Annotated in this window: 15 protein-coding genes; 7 read left to right on the top strand and 8 right to left on the bottom strand. The window is 76.3% G+C overall.

Translation table 11 applies throughout. The features are described 5' to 3' along the window. Positions 1-64: 64 nt before the first annotated feature. From ACI78U_RS21380 to deoC, 4 genes are read right to left on the bottom strand one after another with little or no spacing between them, the layout of a single operon-like run. Positions 65-1,543 (bottom strand): hypothetical protein, encoded by a 1,479-nt coding sequence (locus tag ACI78U_RS21380; RefSeq protein WP_456877410.1) that lies wholly within the window; start codon positions 1,541-1,543, stop codon positions 65-67. 53 nt (positions 1,544-1,596) lie between these two features. Next, a complete protein-coding gene (locus tag ACI78U_RS21385) occupies positions 1,597-2,463 on the bottom strand; it encodes an aldehyde dehydrogenase family protein (protein WP_456877411.1) in 867 nt (288 codons plus the stop codon). After that, positions 2,463-3,908 (bottom strand): aldehyde dehydrogenase family protein, encoded by a 1,446-nt coding sequence (locus tag ACI78U_RS21390; protein ID WP_456877412.1) that lies wholly within the window; start codon positions 3,906-3,908, stop codon positions 2,463-2,465. Before ACI78U_RS21390 ends, ACI78U_RS21385 begins: the two co-directional genes overlap by 1 nt. Next, entirely contained in the window at positions 3,908-4,903 is a 996-nt protein-coding gene (gene deoC / locus ACI78U_RS21395; RefSeq protein WP_456877413.1) for a deoxyribose-phosphate aldolase, read from the bottom strand. Before deoC ends, ACI78U_RS21390 begins: the two co-directional genes overlap by 1 nt. A gap of 106 nt (positions 4,904-5,009) precedes the next feature. On the opposite strand from deoC, the gene upp reads away from it, so the two are divergent. The 3 genes from upp (at position 5,010) to ACI78U_RS21410 (ending at position 7,106) form a co-directional block, all read left to right on the top strand. After that, positions 5,010-5,633: a uracil phosphoribosyltransferase gene (upp, locus tag ACI78U_RS21400; RefSeq protein WP_456877414.1), complete on the top strand. Its 624-nt coding sequence runs from the start codon at positions 5,010-5,012 to the stop codon at positions 5,631-5,633. A 2-nt stretch (positions 5,634-5,635) separates the two neighbouring features. After that, positions 5,636-6,526, top strand: coding sequence for a Gfo/Idh/MocA family protein (locus ACI78U_RS21405; protein ID WP_456877415.1), 891 nt, complete (start codon positions 5,636-5,638; stop codon positions 6,524-6,526). 112 nt (positions 6,527-6,638) lie between these two features. Beyond that, positions 6,639-7,106, top strand: a complete 468-nt coding sequence (locus ACI78U_RS21410; RefSeq protein ID WP_456877416.1) for a DUF805 domain-containing protein — start codon at positions 6,639-6,641, stop codon at positions 7,104-7,106. A gap of 109 nt (positions 7,107-7,215) precedes the next feature. Here the strand turns inward: ACI78U_RS21410 and ACI78U_RS21415 are convergent, their stop codons facing one another. Genes ACI78U_RS21415 through ACI78U_RS21425 form a run of 3 tightly spaced genes read right to left on the bottom strand, consistent with a single transcriptional unit; the run spans position 7,216 to position 10,369 of the window. Next, positions 7,216-7,908, bottom strand: a complete 693-nt coding sequence (locus ACI78U_RS21415) for a haloacid dehalogenase type II (RefSeq protein ID WP_456877417.1) — start codon at positions 7,906-7,908, stop codon at positions 7,216-7,218. Positions 7,909-7,910: 2 nt separating this feature from the next. Further along, positions 7,911-9,542, bottom strand: coding sequence for a phospho-sugar mutase (locus ACI78U_RS21420; protein ID WP_456877418.1), 1,632 nt, complete (start codon positions 9,540-9,542; stop codon positions 7,911-7,913). 14 nt (positions 9,543-9,556) lie between these two features. Then, the gene (locus ACI78U_RS21425) at positions 9,557-10,369 is read right to left on the bottom strand and encodes a purine-nucleoside phosphorylase (protein ID WP_456877419.1); all 813 of its coding nucleotides are present in this window, start codon (positions 10,367-10,369) and stop codon (positions 9,557-9,559) included. Between the two features lie 176 nt (positions 10,370-10,545). On the opposite strand from ACI78U_RS21425, the gene ACI78U_RS21430 reads away from it, so the two are divergent. Both ACI78U_RS21430 and ACI78U_RS21435 read left to right on the top strand, forming a co-directional pair. After that, entirely contained in the window at positions 10,546-11,859 is a 1,314-nt protein-coding gene (locus tag ACI78U_RS21430) for a hypothetical protein (RefSeq protein ID WP_456877420.1), read from the top strand. A 73-nt stretch (positions 11,860-11,932) separates the two neighbouring features. Continuing rightward, a complete protein-coding gene (locus ACI78U_RS21435; protein ID WP_456877421.1) occupies positions 11,933-13,411 on the top strand; it encodes a hypothetical protein in 1,479 nt (492 codons plus the stop codon). A 213-nt stretch (positions 13,412-13,624) separates the two neighbouring features. Here ACI78U_RS21435 and ACI78U_RS21440 read toward each other — a convergent pair whose 3' ends face one another. Beyond that, positions 13,625-13,882 carry a hypothetical protein gene (locus ACI78U_RS21440; protein ID WP_456877422.1) on the bottom strand — a complete coding sequence of 86 codons (258 nt, stop codon included), beginning with the start codon at positions 13,880-13,882 and terminating at the stop codon, positions 13,625-13,627. A gap of 147 nt (positions 13,883-14,029) precedes the next feature. Between ACI78U_RS21440 and ACI78U_RS21445 the strand changes: the two genes are divergently transcribed. Further along, positions 14,030-15,235, top strand: coding sequence for a glutamate--cysteine ligase (locus ACI78U_RS21445; protein WP_456877423.1), 1,206 nt, complete (start codon positions 14,030-14,032; stop codon positions 15,233-15,235). Continuing rightward, positions 15,232-16,491: an amidohydrolase gene (locus tag ACI78U_RS21450; protein ID WP_456877424.1), complete on the top strand. Its 1,260-nt coding sequence runs from the start codon at positions 15,232-15,234 to the stop codon at positions 16,489-16,491. Before ACI78U_RS21445 ends, ACI78U_RS21450 begins: the two co-directional genes overlap by 4 nt. The last annotated feature ends 22 nt before the right edge of the window (positions 16,492-16,513 follow it).

Consider the following 16,513-nt stretch of genomic DNA (forward strand, 5'->3'; position numbering starts at 1 on the left):
GGTGCTCTGCACACAGGTGTGTGCAGAGCACGACCGTGCCAGGAACAGGGAGCCGGTCCCGCCCTCAGTGCCGGAAGACCAGGGCGCTGCCGACCTGCGTGACGACCTCGTCCCACGCGGGGCGCAGCGCGGCGGCGTCCTCCGCGCGCAGCGGGGTGGCGGACGCCCGCTCGCCGATGGCGACTGCCCGGCCCAGCGGAGCGGAGGGCGCGAGCAGTTCGTCGACGCGGGAGAGCCCGGCGTACTCGGCGACGTCGCGGGCGCCCTCGACCGGCTGGGCCAGGATGCCGTGGTCGACCAGGCCCGCGGCCCCGCCGGCGACCTCGGTGAGGACCTCCGTGAGCTCGGTGAGGTCGTAGCGGTCCTGCTCGGCCGGCAGCGGCAGCGTGTCGGTGTCGGCGACCTCGGGCCACGAGGCGATCTCGGTGAGGTCGTGCTGCTCGTCCCCGGCGAGGAACCGGGCGAGGTCGGCGGGGGTGTCGAACAGCCAGATCTCGCCGTCGCGGCCGAGGAAGCGGGCGACGTCCTCCACGTAGCAGCGCAGCGTCACCCCGGCGCCCTCGGGGACCACCAGCTCCACCGGCAGGATCCCGACGGCCTCCCAGAACTCCGCCGCGGCCGCCACCGCCGCCGGCGTCGCGGTGATCCGGCTCCCGCCCCGGATGGTGCTCACGCCCGCGGTCGCGGCCTCCGCCGGTGCGGCAGCGGTCCACCCGGCGGTCGACCGCTCGCCGGAGCCGTCCGAGCCCCGCGCCACGGTCCGCTGCGAGCCGACGGCGGTGGCCCCGGCCGCCCGGGCGGTCCCGCCGGCCTCCTCGTCGACGGCGTCGACGGCGTCGTCGGCCGGCTCGTCGGCGTCGAGGTCGTCGTCCTCGGCCGCCGAGGGGTAGGCGTCGATCGTGGTGGTGCCGGCGCCGGTCCAGTCCAGGTGGCCCGACAGCTCCTCGAGGACGTCCTCCCACAGCTCGTCGAACGCCCCGCCGACGCCGACCCACGCGTCCTCGCCCGAGCGGCCGACGAACGCGTCCACGCCCAGGCCCAGCGAGCCGATCTCGGGCCGGGCGACGAGCTCGGCCAGCGCCGGGAACTCGGTCTCCTCGTCGAGCTCCTCGACCTCGTCGGCGGTGTCGTCCGCGTCGTCGGTGTCGCCGCCGTTGTCCAGGCACTCGGCGAGCCGGCTGACGATGTCGATCGTGGCCGCCAGCTCCTCGACCGCCCACCGGTCGGGGTTCTCGGCGGCGATGTCGTAGACGCCGTCGAGGTCGTAGCGGTGGTCGTCGTCGGGCGTCAGGTCGGCCGCGCCCAGCCCGGTCACGACCGGCCAGACGGGGTGGTCGGCGAGGTCGTGGTCGGTGGCGGTCCGGCAGAACACCGCCAGCGCGGCCGGGGTGGGGAACAGGTGCACCGAGGCGGTGTCCCCGACGGAGGTGCCGAGGAAGGCCTGCCACTCCTCACCGTCCTCCTCCCACGGCGGCGCCCACAGCGTGTAACCGGTTCGGTCGTCGACGGTGAGCGCGATCGGGACGATGCTGGGCCTGGCCACGGAACACATCCTGCCCGCCCCGCTCCGGAGCGCGACCCCGGGGCGGGTTCCGGTCACACGCCCTTCGGGTGCCAGACCGTCTTGGTCTCCAGGAACGGCGTCATCCGCGAGGTGCCCGGGTCGGCGGTCCAGTCCGGCTCCTCGGCCGGTGGCCGCAGCACCCGCTTGATGCTGCCCGCGGCCAGCCGCTCGAGCTCGAGGGCCCGGTCGGCCGGGGCGCCGGTCAGGTCGACGGCGTCGACGTCGTCGTGCTCGGCCAGCCACGGGCCGATCTCGGCGGCGTCACCGGTGAGCAGGTTGACCACGCCGCCGGGGACGTCGCTGGTGGCCAGCACCTCGCCCAGCGTCACGGCCGGCAGCGGCCGCCGGCGGGAGGTCACCACGACGGCGGTGTTGCCGCCGGCGAGGACGGGCGCGAGCACGCTGACCAGCCCCAGCAGCGAGGACCGCTGCGGCGCCAGCACCGCGACGACGCCGGTGGGCTCGGGCAGCGAGAAGTCGAAGAACGGCCCGGCGACCGGGTTGGCGCTGCCCAGCACGGCGGCCAACTTGTCGGTCCACCCGGCGTACCAGACCCAGCGGTCGATCGCGGCGTCGACGACGGCCCGCGCCCGCCCGGAGGACAGCCCCTCGCCGGCGGCGACCTCCTCGCAGAACTGCGCGTGCCGGCCCTCCATCACCTCGGCCACCCGGTAGAGCACCTGGCCGCGGTTGTAGGCGGTGGCCCGGGACCACTTCCCGAACGCCCCACGGGCGGCGGCGACGGCGTCGCGGGCGTCCTTGCGGGAGGCCTGCGCGGCGTTGGCCAGGAACGCCCCCCGGGCGTCGGTGACCTCGTACGTGCGGCCGGACTCCGACCGGGGGAAGGCCCCGCCGACGTAGAGCTTGTAGGTCTTGCGGACGGCCAGCCGGTCCGACATCAGTGGGAGGCCCCCTTCAGGTAGGCGGCCAGCCCGTGCCGGCCGCCCTCGCGGCCGTAGCCGGACTGCTTGTAGCCGCCGAAGGGCGACGTCGGGTCGAACTGGTTGAACGTGTTGGCCCACACCACACCGGCGCGCAGCCGGTCGGCGACGGCCAGGATCCGCGAGCCCTTCTCGGTCCAGATGCCGGCCGAGAGCCCGTAGGTGGTGTTGTTGGCCTTGGCCACCGCCTCGTCGGGGGTGCGGAAGGTGAGCACCGATAGCACCGGGCCGAACACCTCGTCGCGGGCGATGCGGTGGGCGGGGGAGACGTCGGTGAACACCGTCGGCGGGAACCAGAAGCCGCGGTCGGGCAGGTCGCAGGCGGGCTGCCAGCGCTGCGCGCCCTCGGCCTCGCCGATGTCGGACAGCTCCCGGATGCGGGCCAGCTGCTCGGCGGAGTTGATCGCGCCGATGTCGGTGTTCTTGTCCAGCGGGTCGCCCACCCGCAGCGTGCCGATCCGGCGCTGCAGGGAGGCGATCACCTCGTCGTGGACCGACTCCTGCACCAGCAGCCGGGAGCCGGCGCAGCAGACGTGCCCCTGGTTGAAGAAGATGCCGCGCACGATGCCCTCGACGGCCTGGTCGATCGGGGCGTCGTCGAAGACGATGTTGGCCGCCTTGCCGCCCAGCTCCAGCGTCAGCGCCTTGCGGGTGCCGGCGACGGCGCGGGCGATCGAGCGGCCCACCTCGGTGGACCCGGTGAACGCGACCTTGTCGACGTCGGGGTGCTCGACGACCGCGCGGCCGGTGTCGCCGGCGCCGGTGACGATGTTGACCACGCCCGGCGGCAGGTCGGCCTGGCGGCACACCTCGGCGAACAGCAGCGCCGTCAGCGGGGTGGTCTCGGCCGGCTTGAGGACGACGGTGTTGCCGGTGGCCAGCGCCGGCGCGACCTTCCACGCCAGCATCAGCAGCGGGAAGTTCCACGGGATGACCTGGCCGGCCACGCCGTGCGGCCGCGGGTCCGGGCCCAGCCCCGCGTAGGAGAGCTTGTCGGCCCAGCCGGCGTGGTAGAAGAAGTGCGCTGCGGCCAGGGGGACGTCGACGTCGCGGGACTCCCGGATCGGCTTGCCGTTGTCCAGCGACTCCAGGACGGCGAACTCGCGGGCCCGCTCCTGCAGGATCCGGGCGATGCGGAACAGGTACTTGCCGCGGTCGGCCGGACGCATCGGGCCCCAGACCCGGGTGAACGCGCGGCGGGCGGCCCGCACCGCGCGGTCGACGTCGGCCTCGGTGCCCACCGCGATCTCGCTGAGCACCTCCTCGGTGGCCGGGTTGACCGTCTTCATCGGCTCCCCGGAGCCGTCGACGAACTCGCCGTCGACGAACAGGCCGTAGGACGGCGCGACGTCGACGATCGACCGCGACTCGGGAGCGGGGGCGTACTCGAACAGGCTGGTCATCAGTCCACCGATACGTGGTCGGGGCCGGAGTAGTGGCCGGTGCGCAGCTTCTGCCGCTGCTGGAGCAGGTCGTTGAGGAGGCTGGAGGCGCCGAGGCGGAACCAGTCGGGGGACAGCCAGTCCGCGCCGACTGTCTCGTTGACCAGCACCAGGTGCCGGATCGCGTCCTTGGTGGTGCGGATGCCGCCGGCGGGCTTGACGCCGACCTGGCGGCCGGTGGCGGCGCGGAAGTCGCGGACCGCCTCGAGCATGACCAGGCAGACCGGCAGCGTCGCCGCGGGGGAGATCTTGCCGGTGGAGGTCTTGATGAAGTCGGCGCCGGCGAGCATCGCCAGCCACGAGGCGCGGCGGGCGTTGTCGTAGGTGACCAGCTCACCGGTCTCGAGGATCACCTTGAGGTGCGCGTCCCCGCACGCCTCCTTCACCGCGACGATCTCGTCGAACACCTCCAGGTAGCGGCCCGCGAGGAACGCGCCCCGGTCGATGACCATGTCGATCTCGTCGGCGCCGTTGCCCACGGCGTCGCGGACGTCGGCGAGCTTGACCTCCCGGCTGGCCCGGCCGCTGGGGAAGGCGGTGGCGACGGCGGCCACGTGGATGCCGGTGCCCGCCAGGGCCTCCCGCGCGACGCCGGCGAGGTCGCCGTAGACGCAGACCGCGGCGACCGGCGGACAGGAGAGGTCGGTGGGGTCGGGGCGGCGGGCCTTGGCGGCCAGGCTGCGCACCCTACCGGGGGTGTCGGCGCCCTCGAGCGTGGTCAGGTCGACCATCGCGATCGCGGTGTCGATCGCCCACGCCTTGGCCGTGGTCTTGATCGAGCGGGTACCGAGGGTGGCGGCGCGCTGCTCGGCGCCGACCTGGTCGACACCGGGCAGGCCGTGCAGGAAGGCGCGGAGGGCGGCGTCCGAGCGGGTCACGTCGTCGAACGGCGCCCCGGACCCCGGGCCGGGCCGGGTCCCGGCCGCCAGTGTCCCGGGGTCGAGCACGTGGGTCATGCCGCCATTCTCCCTGTCCGGCCCGCCGTCCCGGGCACGCGGTCGCCCCGAGGGGGTGGGCCGCTTCCCGGCCGGGGCGCCGGGGCCGACCGATACGGTGGCGGCCGTGCAGACCACCGTCGTGGACCACCCGCTCGCCCGTGCCCGGCTCTCGCGGATGCGCGATGAGCGGACCGACAACGCCGCCTTCCGGGCGGCGCTGCGCGAGCTGACCCAGATGCTGGTCTACGAGGCCACCCGCGACCTCGAGCTGGCCGAGGAGCCGATCACCACCCCGGTCACCACGACGACGGGCTACCGGCTGGCCGCCCCGCCGCTGATCGTGCCGGTGCTGCGGGCGGGTCTGGGCATGGCCGACACCGCGCACGGGATGCTGCCGGAGTCCCAGATGGGCTTCGTCGGGCTGGCGCGCAACGAGGTGACCTTCCAGCCCGAGGCCTACATGGCCTCGCTGCCGGAGTCACTGGTCGACCGGCACGTGTTCGTCCTCGACCCGATGCTGGCCACCGGCGGGTCGCTGGTGCACTGCTGCACGCTGCTCACCGACCGCGGCGCGACGGAGATCACGGTGCTGTGCGCGCTGGCCGCCCCGCCGGGCCTGCGGCGGCTGGAGGAGAGCGGACTGCCGCTGCGGGTGTTCACCGCCAGCATCGACGAGGGGCTCAACGAGCAGGCCTACATCGTCCCCGGCCTCGGGGACGCCGGCGACCGCCAGTTCGGCGCCGTCTGACCGTGCGCTTCGCGGTCCTGGGCACCGGTCACTGGGCCCGCACCGTCCACGCCGCGGCGATCGCGGCGCACCCCGACGCCGAGCTGGCCGGGATCTGGGGTCGCGATGCGGAGAAGGCCGCCGTCGTCGGCGCGGAGTTCGACGTCCCGGGCACCGACGACCTCGCCGCGCTGCTCGACCGGGTCGACGCGGTCGCCGTCGCCGTGCCGCCCGACGTGCAGGTGTCCCTCGCCGAGCAGGCCGCGGCCGCCGGGCGGCACCTGCTGCTGGAGAAGCCGATCGGCCTGTCGACCGCCGAGGCCGACCGGGTGGTGACGGCGGTGCGGTCGGCCGGCGTCGCCTCGGTCGTGTTCTTCACCTTCCGCTTCCAGGCCGCGACGACGACGTGGCTGGCGCAGGCCGCCCGCACCCGGCTGGCCGGCGGCGCCGCCTCGTGGCTGTCCGCGCTGGCCGGCAGCCCCTTCGACTCGCCCTGGCGCCGCGAGCACGGGGCGCTGTGGGACATCGGCCCGCACGCGCTGTCGCTGCTGGTGCCGGCCCTCGGCCCGGTCGTCTCGGTGCAGGCCGGCGCGGGCGCGGGGGACACCGTGCACCTGGTGCTGCAGCACGCCACGCCCGGCGTGGCCTCGACCGTGACGCTGTCGCACACCGTGGCGCCGCTGGCCACCGGGATCGAGTTCTCGCTGCACGGTGATGCCGGCCGGTTGGTGCTGCTGCCCGACACCGAGAGCCCGGTGGAGTCCCTGTCGGCGGCGGTCGACGAGCTGACCGCGGCGGCGCTGACCGGCGGCACCCACCCGTGCGACGTCGGCTTCGGGCGCGACGTGGTCCGCGTGCTCGAGACCGCCTCCCGTGCCCTGGCCTCCGGCTGCCGGGAGTCCGTGCCGGCCTGACGTCGCAGGTCGGCCTCCAGTCGGCCACAAGGCCAGGTCAAGCGCCGGCCGCGACAGTCGCTCCCGACGACACGGAGCCCCGCAGACCGGGGCCGCACAGGGAGAGACGGACATGAGCGAGTACGCCCACCTCGGCCACACCCGGGCGCCGGAGCGCAGCACCTGGTACGTCCGCCGCGGGCGGATCGACCGCCGCACCTACTGGCTGCACTACGCGCTGCCGCTGTGGGCGGCCAGCATGGCGGCGATCGCGGCCGACGTCGCCCTCGGGACGGCCTGGTACAGCGGGTCCTACGCCTACGACGGCTACTACTCCTACAGCGCCGAGGCCAGCTTCTCGGGCGGGCCGATCACGCTGCTGGTCTCGCTGGTGCTGTTCGTCCCCTCGATCAGCGCGGCGGTGACCCGGCTGCACGACACCGGCCGGTCGGGCTGGTTCCTGCTGTGGGGCCTGGTGCCGATCGCCGGCCCGATCGTGCTGTTCGTCGTCGTGGGCTGCCTGCCCGGCCGGCCCGGGCCCAACCAGTACGACGGCGTCGCCCGGCCTGCGGCGCGGGAGCCCCAGCTCGCCACCTGGTGAACCCTCTCGACCCGGCGGCAGTGCGCCGCCGGGTCGAGAGCGCAGTCGTGGTCGCCGACGCGCGCGGACACGCCGCCGTGGGCGACCACGACCGCACACTCGGCGGCGGTCAGCAGCCGAGGGCGTCGGCCAGCTCCTCGAACGAGGCGACCGACAGGTCGGCGCCGGGGTCGGTCGCGGCGGGCACGGGGTCGCCGCCGAACTCCCCGGGCCGGTGCACGTATGCCGTCCGCAGCCCCCGGGCGCGCGCGGCGGCCAGGTCGTCGGCGTGCGCGGCCACCATGCACACCTGCGACGGTGGCAGCGCCAGCAGCCGCGGCACGGAGTCGTACACCTCCGGGTCGGGCTTGTAGCGGCCGACGACCTCGGCGCCGAGCACCAGGTCCCAGGGCAGTCCGCCCCGCCGCGCCAGGTCGACGAGCAGCCGCACCCCGCCGTTGGACAGCGGCGCGAGCACGAACCGCCGCCGCAGCCGGGTCAGCCCCGGCACCGCGTCGGGCCACGGGTCGAGCCGGTGCCAGGCCAGCACCAGCTCGTCGGCGACGTCGTCGGGCACGCCGTCGACCCCGACCGCCGCCAGCGCCGCGGGCAGCGACTCGCGGTGCAGCTCGTCGAGCGGGGCGAAGGGCCGCTCCCCGCCGCGCACCCGCTGCAGCGACGGCTGGTAGCGCGCCCGCCAGGCGTCGGCGAGGGCGGGCGCGTCGACCGACGGCCCGAGCAGCCGCGCCGCCTCGCGGGCCACGCCGGCGCGCCAGTCGACGACCGTGCCGAACACGTCGAAGACCAGCGCGCCGACGTCCACCGCTACAGCCCCAGCGCGTGCGCCATCTCGCCGCGCAGCTGGTCGAGCTCGTCCTCTCCCCGGCCGCGCGCGGCGATCACCCCGGCGTCCTCGTGCACCGGGACGACGGTCTCCAGGTAGGCCTTGAGCTTCGGCTCGGTGCCGCTGGGCCGCACGACCACCCGGACACCGTCGCCGAGCAGCCGGACGGCGTCGACCGGCGGGTCCTCGTCCAGCAGGTCGGCCGCGGTGACCTCGCGGCCGAGCAGCCGCCGCGGCGGGTCGGCGCGCAGCCGGGCCATCGCGTCGGAGATCAGCGCGAGGTCCTCGACCCGCACCGAGAGCTGGCCGGTGGCGAACAGCCCGTGCTCGACCGCCAGCTCGTCGAGCCGGTCGACCAGCGTCCGCCCGCTCGCCTTGAGCTCCGCGGTCAGCAGCGCGACCGCGAGCGCGGCGGAGATGCCGTCCTTGTCGCGGGCGACGTCAGGGGTGACCGCGTAGCCCAGCGCCTCCTCGTAGCCGAACACCAGCGGGTCGCGGTCGGTGCCGGCGCGGATGATCCACTTGAACCCGGTCGGCGTCTCGGCGAACCGGACCCCGTGCGCCTGCGCCAGCGCGTGCAGCAGCGAGCCGCTGACCAGCGAGGCCGCGTAGGTGCCGCGCACGCCGCGGCGCAGCAGCCAGTCGGCCAGCAGCGCGCCGACCTCGTCGCCGGTGAGCTGCCGGCCCTCGCAGACCACCGAGCAGCGGTCGGCGTCGGGGTCCTCGGCGATGGCGACGTCGGCGCCGGTGCGGGCGGCCAGCGCGAGCAGCAGGTCGACCGCGCCGGGCTCCTCCGGGTTGGGGAAGGTGACCGTCGGGAACGCCGGGTCGGGGCCGTCCTGCTCGGGCACGCTCTCCGGTCGGGCGAACCCGGCCGCGGTGAACACCGCCCGGGTCGTCGCCGCGCCCACGCCGTGCATGGCGGTGTAGGCCACGGTGACCGCCGCGCGGTCGGCAGCCGGCACCCGGTCGGGCTCCAGCGCCGCGACGACGGCGGCCACGTAGCCGGTCTCGACGTCGTCACCGAGGGTCACCCACTCGTCGGACAGCGGCACCTCGCACGCCGGGCCGACGGCGGCGACCGCGGCCTCGATCTCCCGGTCGACCGGCGGCACCAGCTGGGCGCCGTCGGCGAGGTAGACCTTGTACCCGTTGTCCTGCGGCGGGTTGTGGCTGGCGGTCACCATCACGCCGGCCACGCAGCCGAGCGACCGCACCGCGGAGGACAACACCGGCGTGGGCAGCGGCCGGGGCAGCACCCGGACCTCGAACCCGGCGGCGGCCAGCACCGCCGCGGTGATCCGGGCGAACTCGTCGGAGCGGTGCCGGGCGTCGAAGCCGACCACCACCCCGCCCCGGCCGGAGCCGGCGTCGGTCAGCCACGCGCCGAGCCCGGCGGCCGCCCGGGTGACGACGGCGGCGTTCATCCCGGCCGGCCCCGCCCGCAGCGGGCCGCGCAGTCCGGCGGTGCCGAAGGTCAGCGGCCCGGCGAAGCGGCGCTCGAGCTCGGCGGTGTCCCCGGCCGCCACCAGGGCCTCGATCTCGGCGCGGTCGCCGGGGTGGGGGTCGGCGGCGGCCCAGGCACGGGCGTCGTCGAGCAAGCGGTCGAGCACGCCGTCGGACACTGTCACGGCAGCCGGCCGGTGAACTCGACGAGCGTCTTCCCCAGCCGTCCCGCCGCCGCCCTGCCCGCGGCGAGCACCTCCTGGTGGTCGAGTTTCTCGCCGGTGACGCCGGCGGCCGCGTTGGTGACCATCGACAGGCCCAGCACCTCCATGCCGGCGGCGCGGGCGGCGATCGCCTCGAGCGCGGTGGACATGCCGACGAGGTCGGCACCCAGCGTGCGCAGCATCCGGATCTCCGCCGGCGTCTCGTAGTGCGGGCCGGGCAGCGCGGCGTAGACGCCCTCGGTCAGCTCCGGGTCGAGCTCGCGGGCCAGGGACCGCAGTCGGGCGGAGTAGAGGTCGGTGAGGTCGACGAAGGTCGCGCCGACCAGCGGGGAGCGGGCGGTGAGGTTGAGGTGGTCGCTGATGAGCACGGCCTGCCCGACCCGGTGCTGCGGGTCGAGGCCGCCGGCGGCGTTGGTGAGGACGACGGTGCGCACCCCGGCGGCAGCGGCGGTGCGCACACCGTGCACGACCGGGTCGACGCCGCGGCCCTCGTAGAGGTGGGTGCGGCCGAGGAAGAGCAGCGCCCTCCGGTCCCCGGCGCGCACCGAGCGCACCTCGCCGCCGTGGCCGACCGCCGTCGGAGCGGCGAAGCCGGGCAGGTCGCCGATGCGGACCGAGCCGAGCGGCTCGCCGAAGGCGTCGGCCGCGGGCGCCCACCCCGAGCCCATGACGACGGCGACGTCGTGGTCGCCGCCGACGGCGTCGGTGAGGGCGGTCGCGGCGGTCGCGGCCAGGGCCGCGGGATCGGGTGCGGGGGGGCTGTCACTCACCCGGCGACGCTAACCCAGCCCACAGGGGACGTCGCACGCTCCGGCCGGGGAGCGGGGCCACCGGGAGCCGAGCCGGTCACCGGCGGCACGACCGGCGTTCGCCCGGCGGTCACCCGCCCGTCACCGCCGGCCGCGAGGGTCGGCGCGACCCGACCCCGGACCCCGAGGACCCCTCCGTGACGCGCTCGTCCCTCCGCCTCCTCCGCCGCGCCGTCCCCGCGGCGGTGCTCGCCCTCGCCGTCGGCACCACCGTCGCCGCCACGCCGGCCGCCGCCACGCCGGCCGCCGCCGCGCCCGGCCGCGCCGTGCCGTCGTTCGCCGAGCTGGCCACGTTCGACGTCGCCGGCGAGGTCGCCGAGATCCTCGCCGTCACCCCCGACGGCCGCACCGTGCTCTACACCGACTCGGCGGCCGGCGAGGTCGGCGCGGTCGACCTGAGCCGGCCCGAGCAGCCGCGGCAGGCCGGTGCCGTCGACGTCGGCGGGGAGCCGACGTCGGTCACCGTCACCCGGGACGGCCGGTACGCCCTCGCCGTCGTCGACCGCACCGTGGACCTCACCGGCCCGTCGGGCCGGCTGGTGGTCGTCGACCTCCGGTCCCTCGCGGTCGTCGAGGAGGTGGACCTCGGCGGGCAGCCGGACTCGATCGCGCTGAGCCCCGACGGCCGGTTCGCCGCGATCGCGATCGAGAACCAGCGCGACGAGGAGCTGGTCGTGGACGGCGTCGAGGGCGGGCTGCCCCAGGCGCCGGGCGGGTTCCTCGCCGTCGTCGAGCTGCAGGGACCGCCCGCCGACTGGACGGTCGACCGGGTCGAGCTGGCCGGCCTGCCCGGCCCCGCGTTCCCCGAGGACCCCGAGCCCGAGTACGTCGACGTGGACCGGCGCAACGTCGCCGCGGTGACCCTGCAGGAGAACAACGCCGTCGCGCTGGTCGACCTGCGCAGCCGCACGGTGGTGGGCTCGTTCACCGCCGGCCGCGTCACCCGGACCGACGCCGACGTCGAGGACGACGATGCGGTCGCCTTCGACGACGAGCTCTCCGCGCCCCGCGAGCCCGACGCCGTCCAGTGGACCCCGGACGGGAACCTGCTCACCGCCGACGAGGGCGACCTCGCCGCCGAGCCCAGCGGCGGCCGGGGCTGGACGGTCTTCTCGACCGCCGGCGAGGTGCTGTTCTCCTCCGGCGGCTCGGCCGAGCGGGCGCTGGCCGACGCCGGTCTGTACCCCGACGGCCGCAGCGACGACAAGGGCGCGGAGTTCGAGGGCGCCGAGGTGGCCCGCGTGCGCGGCACCACCTACGCGTTCGTCGGCTCCGAGCGCGGCGACGCCGTCCTGGTGTACGACCTCCGCGACGAGCGGCGGCCGGTCCGGCTGCAGGTGCTGCCCACCGGGGACGCCCCGGAGGGGCTGCTCGCCGTCCCGGGCCGGGGGCTGTTCCTGGCCAGCAACGAGGACGACGGCACGATCTCGGTGTTCGGCCTGACCCGCTGACCCACCCGTCCCAGCCGTCCCCGGCCGCGTGTCGGCCGGGGACGGCGCGGCGCCGGGCCCCGACCATGGGCCGGTGCAGCGAACGGTCATCGACGGCGTCCCGGTGTTCACCGCGGGCGGGCGGGAGCGCACCACCGCGGCGCTGGTCTTCGGCGTCGGCCTGCGCGACGAGACGTTCGCGACGATCGAGGTCACCCACCTCGTCGAGCACCTGGCGATGGCCGCGCTGCCGCGCACGCACCTGCGCTGCAACGCCGTCACCGACGTCGACAGCACCGCGTTCTTCGCCACCGGGCGGCCCGAGGCGGTGCGCGCCTTCCTCGAGGGGGTCTGCCGGGCGCTGGCCGACCTGCCCACCGAGCGGATGGCCGCCGAGGCCGGGGTGCTGCAGGCCGAGGGCTGCGGCTCGGCGTCCTCCACGGTCAGCGCGCTGTGGGCGGCCCGCTACGGCCTCACCGGCCCGGGGCTGACGGTGTCGGCCGGGCCGGGTCCGGAGCACCTGACCGAGGAGACCGTGCGCGCGCACGCGGCCCGCTGGTTCGTCCGCGGCAACGCCGCGCTGTGGTGCCACGGTCCGCTTCCCGGCGGGCTGCGGCTGCCGCTGCTGGCCGGGCCGCGTCCGGTGCGCCGGCTGCCGGTGCCGCGCCCGCAGGACGGGCCGGTGTGGACCCGCACCGACGTCCCCGGCGTCGGCCTGCTGCTGGCCACCGACCGGCCGGCCGATGCCGCGCTCGCCGTCGGGGTGCAGGTGGCCGGCGAGCGGCTGCGCGACCGGGCCCGGCACGACCGCGGGCTGTCCTACGCCGTCGACTCCCTCGCCCTCGACCTCGCCGCCGACCGGCGGGAGGTGGCGCTGGTCGTCGACGCCCGCTCCGGCCGCGACGCCGAGGTCGCCGACCTGGTGTGGCGCACCTTCGGGGAGCTCTGCGCCGCCGGCCCGACGCCGCAGGAGGTGGCGCACGCGGTCGCGGGCCTGGAGGCCGAGCTCGAGGAGGAGGACGCCGTCGGCGCCGAGCTCGCCGACGCCGCCTACTGCGCGGCGACCGGGCTGCCCTTCCGCCCGCCCGCCGAGGCGCTGGCGGCCTGGCGGGCGGTGACCCCCGGCGACGTCACCGCGGCGCTGCGCCGCGCCGAGCCGACCGCCGTCCTCGCCGTGCCCGACACCGTCCCCTGGGACGGCCCGGCCGGCGTGGTCCGCCGGCCGCTGTGCGGCACCCTCCCGGCGCTGCCCGAGGGCACCCTGTTCCGCCCGCCGCTGCACCGGCGCCTGTTCGACCCCGCCGCCCGGGTGGCGCTGGTCGTCTCCGGCGACGGCCTGGCCCACCGCGACGCCGACGGCGACGTGCACGGCCTGCCGTGGTCCCGCGTCGAGGCCCTGGTGCCGACCGACGACGGCCGGGGCGTGACCGTGGTCAGCCGCGACCTGTGCTGCGTGCGGGTGCACCCCGACCTCTACGGCCGCCGCGCGCTGGCCGCCGTGCTGGAGCACGCGCCGGCCGCCGCGCTGATCGGCCGGCCCGCGGGTGCGGCGCCGGAGCTCGCCGCCGTCTGACCCGGCGTCCTCACCCACCGGCGCTGGGCGGGCACAGCGGGACGGCGGCGCGCCCGGGGCCCACCGGCGGTACCGCGGACCCGCCGCCGGACGGGGGCGGTTCCTACCGTTCCCCGGGCGCGGATCGCGGTTCTCGGACCGTTGGAGGTCCGGGGGGAGGACGGCCAGCGCGGCGGCGCGGCGGCGCGGGGTCGTGGACACGGGGACCTCCGCTCAGCTCGCCGGGGTGGCGCACGCCGGCTGGGACAGCAGATGCCGCTCGAAGGGGTCGGAGAACAGCTGCTGGCCGTCGGGGCCGGTGCCGGGCCAGTCGTCGACCTGGTCGAGGAGCTCGCTGCAGGAGGGCGTGCTGTCGTCGAGGGCGGGCGGGTCCGCGGCGGCCGTGGACGGCCCGAGGACGACGACCCCGGCGGCCAGGGCGCCGAGGACGGCGACGGCGGAGCGGGTGCGGGTCGGGCGGCGGGTGTTCATGACGGGCTACCTCCGGGCGGCGGCGCCGGGCGGGTCCCGGCGACGGGACCAGGGCAGCGGGCGGCGGTTGCGGAAGCGGCCGGCAGCGGTTGTGGTCCGGTTGCGGTGGCCCGGCCGACGGCCGTGATCTTGCCTACACTCACCGGCGTGCAGATCCCGTTCTCCTCCTCGGAGCGCTCCAGTCTCGGTGTGGAGTGGGAGCTGCAGCTGGTCGACCGTGACAGCCGGGAGCTGACCGCCGGCGCGATCGAGGTGCTCGAGGAGATCTGCCCCGAGGGCGAGCACGAGCACCCCAAGGCCAAGCACGAGCTGCTGCAGTCCACCGTCGAGGTCATCACCGGCGTGTGCACGACGGTCGAGGAGGCCACCGCCGACCTCGCCGCCACGGTGGCCGAGGTCGCCGCCGCCGCCGACCGGCGCGGGCTGGGCCTGCTGTGCGCGGGCACCCACCCGTTCACCGACTGGCAGACCCAGCTGATCTCGCCCAAGGAGCGCTACCTGCAGTTGGTGGAGCGCATGCAGTGGTTGGCGCGGCGGCTGCAGATCTTCGGCGTCCACGTGCACGTCGGCGTCCGCTCGCCGGACAAGGCGATGCCGATCGTCAACGCGCTGACCCAGTACGTGCCGCACTTCCTGGCGCTGTCGGCGTCCTCGCCGTTCTGGGTCGGCTGCGACACCGGCCTGGCCTCGGCGCGCAGCAAGGTCTTCGAGGGCATGCCGACGGCGGGGCTGCCCATGCAGCTGCCGGACTGGCCAGGGTTCGAGACCTACATGGAGACGCTGATCACCACCGGGGCCATCGAGAGCGTGCGCGAGGTCTGGTGGGACATCCGCCCGCACCCGGGCTTCGGCACGGTGGAGCTGCGCATCTGCGACGGGCTGCCGACCCTCGAGGAGGTCGGCGTGGTCGCGGCGCTGTCGCAGTGCCTGGTCGAGCAGCTCGACGGCCAGCTCGACCGCGGCTACACCCTCCCCACCCCGCCGGAGTGGGTGCTGCGGGAGAACAAGTGGCGCGCGGCCCGCTACGGCCTCGACGCCGACGTCATCGTCGACGAGAAGGGCACGGTGCGGCCGGTGCGGCAGGCGTTGCTCGACCTCGCCGAGGACCTCGCGCCCACCGCGCGCCGGCTGGGCTGCGAGGCGGAGCTGGCCGGCGTGGAGCGGGTGCTCGCCGTCGGCGCCTCCTACCAGCGGCAGCGGGCGGCGGCGCAGGCCTCCGGCGGCGACCTGCGCGCCGTCGTCGACGCGCTGCTCACCGAGCTCCGGAACGGGCTGCCCGCCGCCGGCCCCGCCAGCGGCCCGGACGGTCCCGTGCCGGGTCCGTCGGCGTGCGCCGGCGGTCACGCCGCATGACCCGCGACCCCGAGGAGCTGGCCGCCGGACTGGACACGTGGGTGGCCGACCGGTTCGACTCCCTGGTGGGCGTGCGCCGGCACCTGCACGCGCATCCCGAGCTGGCCTTCGCCGAGGTGGAGACGACCGCCTACCTCGAGAAGCGGCTGGTCGAGGTGGGCCTCTCGCCGCGGCGGCTGCCCAGTGGCACCGGGCTGGTGGTCGAGATCGGCTCGGGCGACCCCACGGTCGTGCTCCGCGCCGACATCGACGCGCTGCCGCTGGCCGACCTCAAGGACGTCCCCTACGCCTCCACCCGCGAGGGCATGTGCCACGCCTGCGGCCACGACGTGCACACCACCGTGGTGCTCGGCGCGGCGCTGGCGCTGGCCGCGCTCGACTCCCTGCCCGGCCGGGTGCGCTGCGTGTTCCAGCCGGCCGAGGAGACCGTCCCCGGCGGGGCGACCCACGTGGTGGCCGCCGGTGTCCTCGACGGCGCGTCGCGGGCCTTCGCGCTGCACTGCGACCCGGCCATCCCGGTGGGCACCGTGGGCCTGCGCACCGGCTCGATCACCGCCGCCTGCGATCGGGTCGACGTCACGCTGACCGGGCCCGGCGGGCACACCGCGCGCCCGCAGCTGACCGTCGACCTCGTCGACGCCCTCGGCCGGCTCATCACCGACCTGCCCGGGCTGCTCTCCCGGCAGGTCGACCCGCGGGCCGGCTTCTCGCTCGTGTGGGGCGCGGTCAACGCCGGCGTCGCGCCCAACGCCATCCCGCAGCGCGGCACCCTGCGCGGCACCGTGCGGGTGCTCGACCGCGAGCAGTGGAAGGACGCCGAGGTGCTGCTGCGCCGGCTGGTCGAGCAGGTCGTCGCCCCCACCGGGGCGCGCGTCGACGTCGAGTACGTGCCCGGCGTGCCGCCGGTGGTCAACGACCCGCGCGCGGTGGCGCTGCTGCGCGCCGCGGCCATCCAGACGGTCGGCGCGGAGAACGTCCGGCAGTCCCCGCAGAGCATGGGCGGGGAGGACTTCGGCTGGTTCGCCGACGTCCTGCCCATCGCGCTGGCCCGGCTGGGCACGAACGGCGGCAGCGCCCCGCTCGACCTGCACCGCGGCACCTTCGACGTCGACGAGCGCGCCATCGGGGTGGGCGTGCGGCTGCTGGTCCGCACCGCGCTGCACGCCCTGACCGCCGACGCCGGCACGACGGGGCACGCGGCCGGCGCGCCGACCGCCACCCACCCCGCGCGTCCACGGCCCGGCGAGCGCCGGTAGAACGGTCCCGACGAGGAGCCGA

The sequence above is a fragment of the Geodermatophilus sp. SYSU D00710 genome (assembly GCF_054050195.1).

What these genes read in the sequence shown, in the direction of transcription:
- ACI78U_RS21385 (WP_456877411.1), bottom strand. Translation starts at nt 2,463, where the DNA reads ATGTCGGACCGGCTGGCCGTCCGCAAGACCTACAAGCTCTACGTCGGC.
- ACI78U_RS21440 (WP_456877422.1), bottom strand. Translation starts at nt 13,882, where the DNA reads ATGAACACCCGCCGCCCGACCCGCACCCGCTCCGCCGTCGCCGTCCTC.
- ACI78U_RS21410 (WP_456877416.1), top strand. Translation starts at nt 6,639, where the DNA reads ATGAGCGAGTACGCCCACCTCGGCCACACCCGGGCGCCGGAGCGCAGC.
- ACI78U_RS21450 (WP_456877424.1), top strand. Translation starts at nt 15,232, where the DNA reads ATGACCCGCGACCCCGAGGAGCTGGCCGCCGGACTGGACACGTGGGTG.
- ACI78U_RS21390 (WP_456877412.1), bottom strand. Translation starts at nt 3,908, where the DNA reads ATGACCAGCCTGTTCGAGTACGCCCCCGCTCCCGAGTCGCGGTCGATC.
- deoC (WP_456877413.1), bottom strand. Translation starts at nt 4,903, where the DNA reads ATGACCCACGTGCTCGACCCCGGGACACTGGCGGCCGGGACCCGGCCC.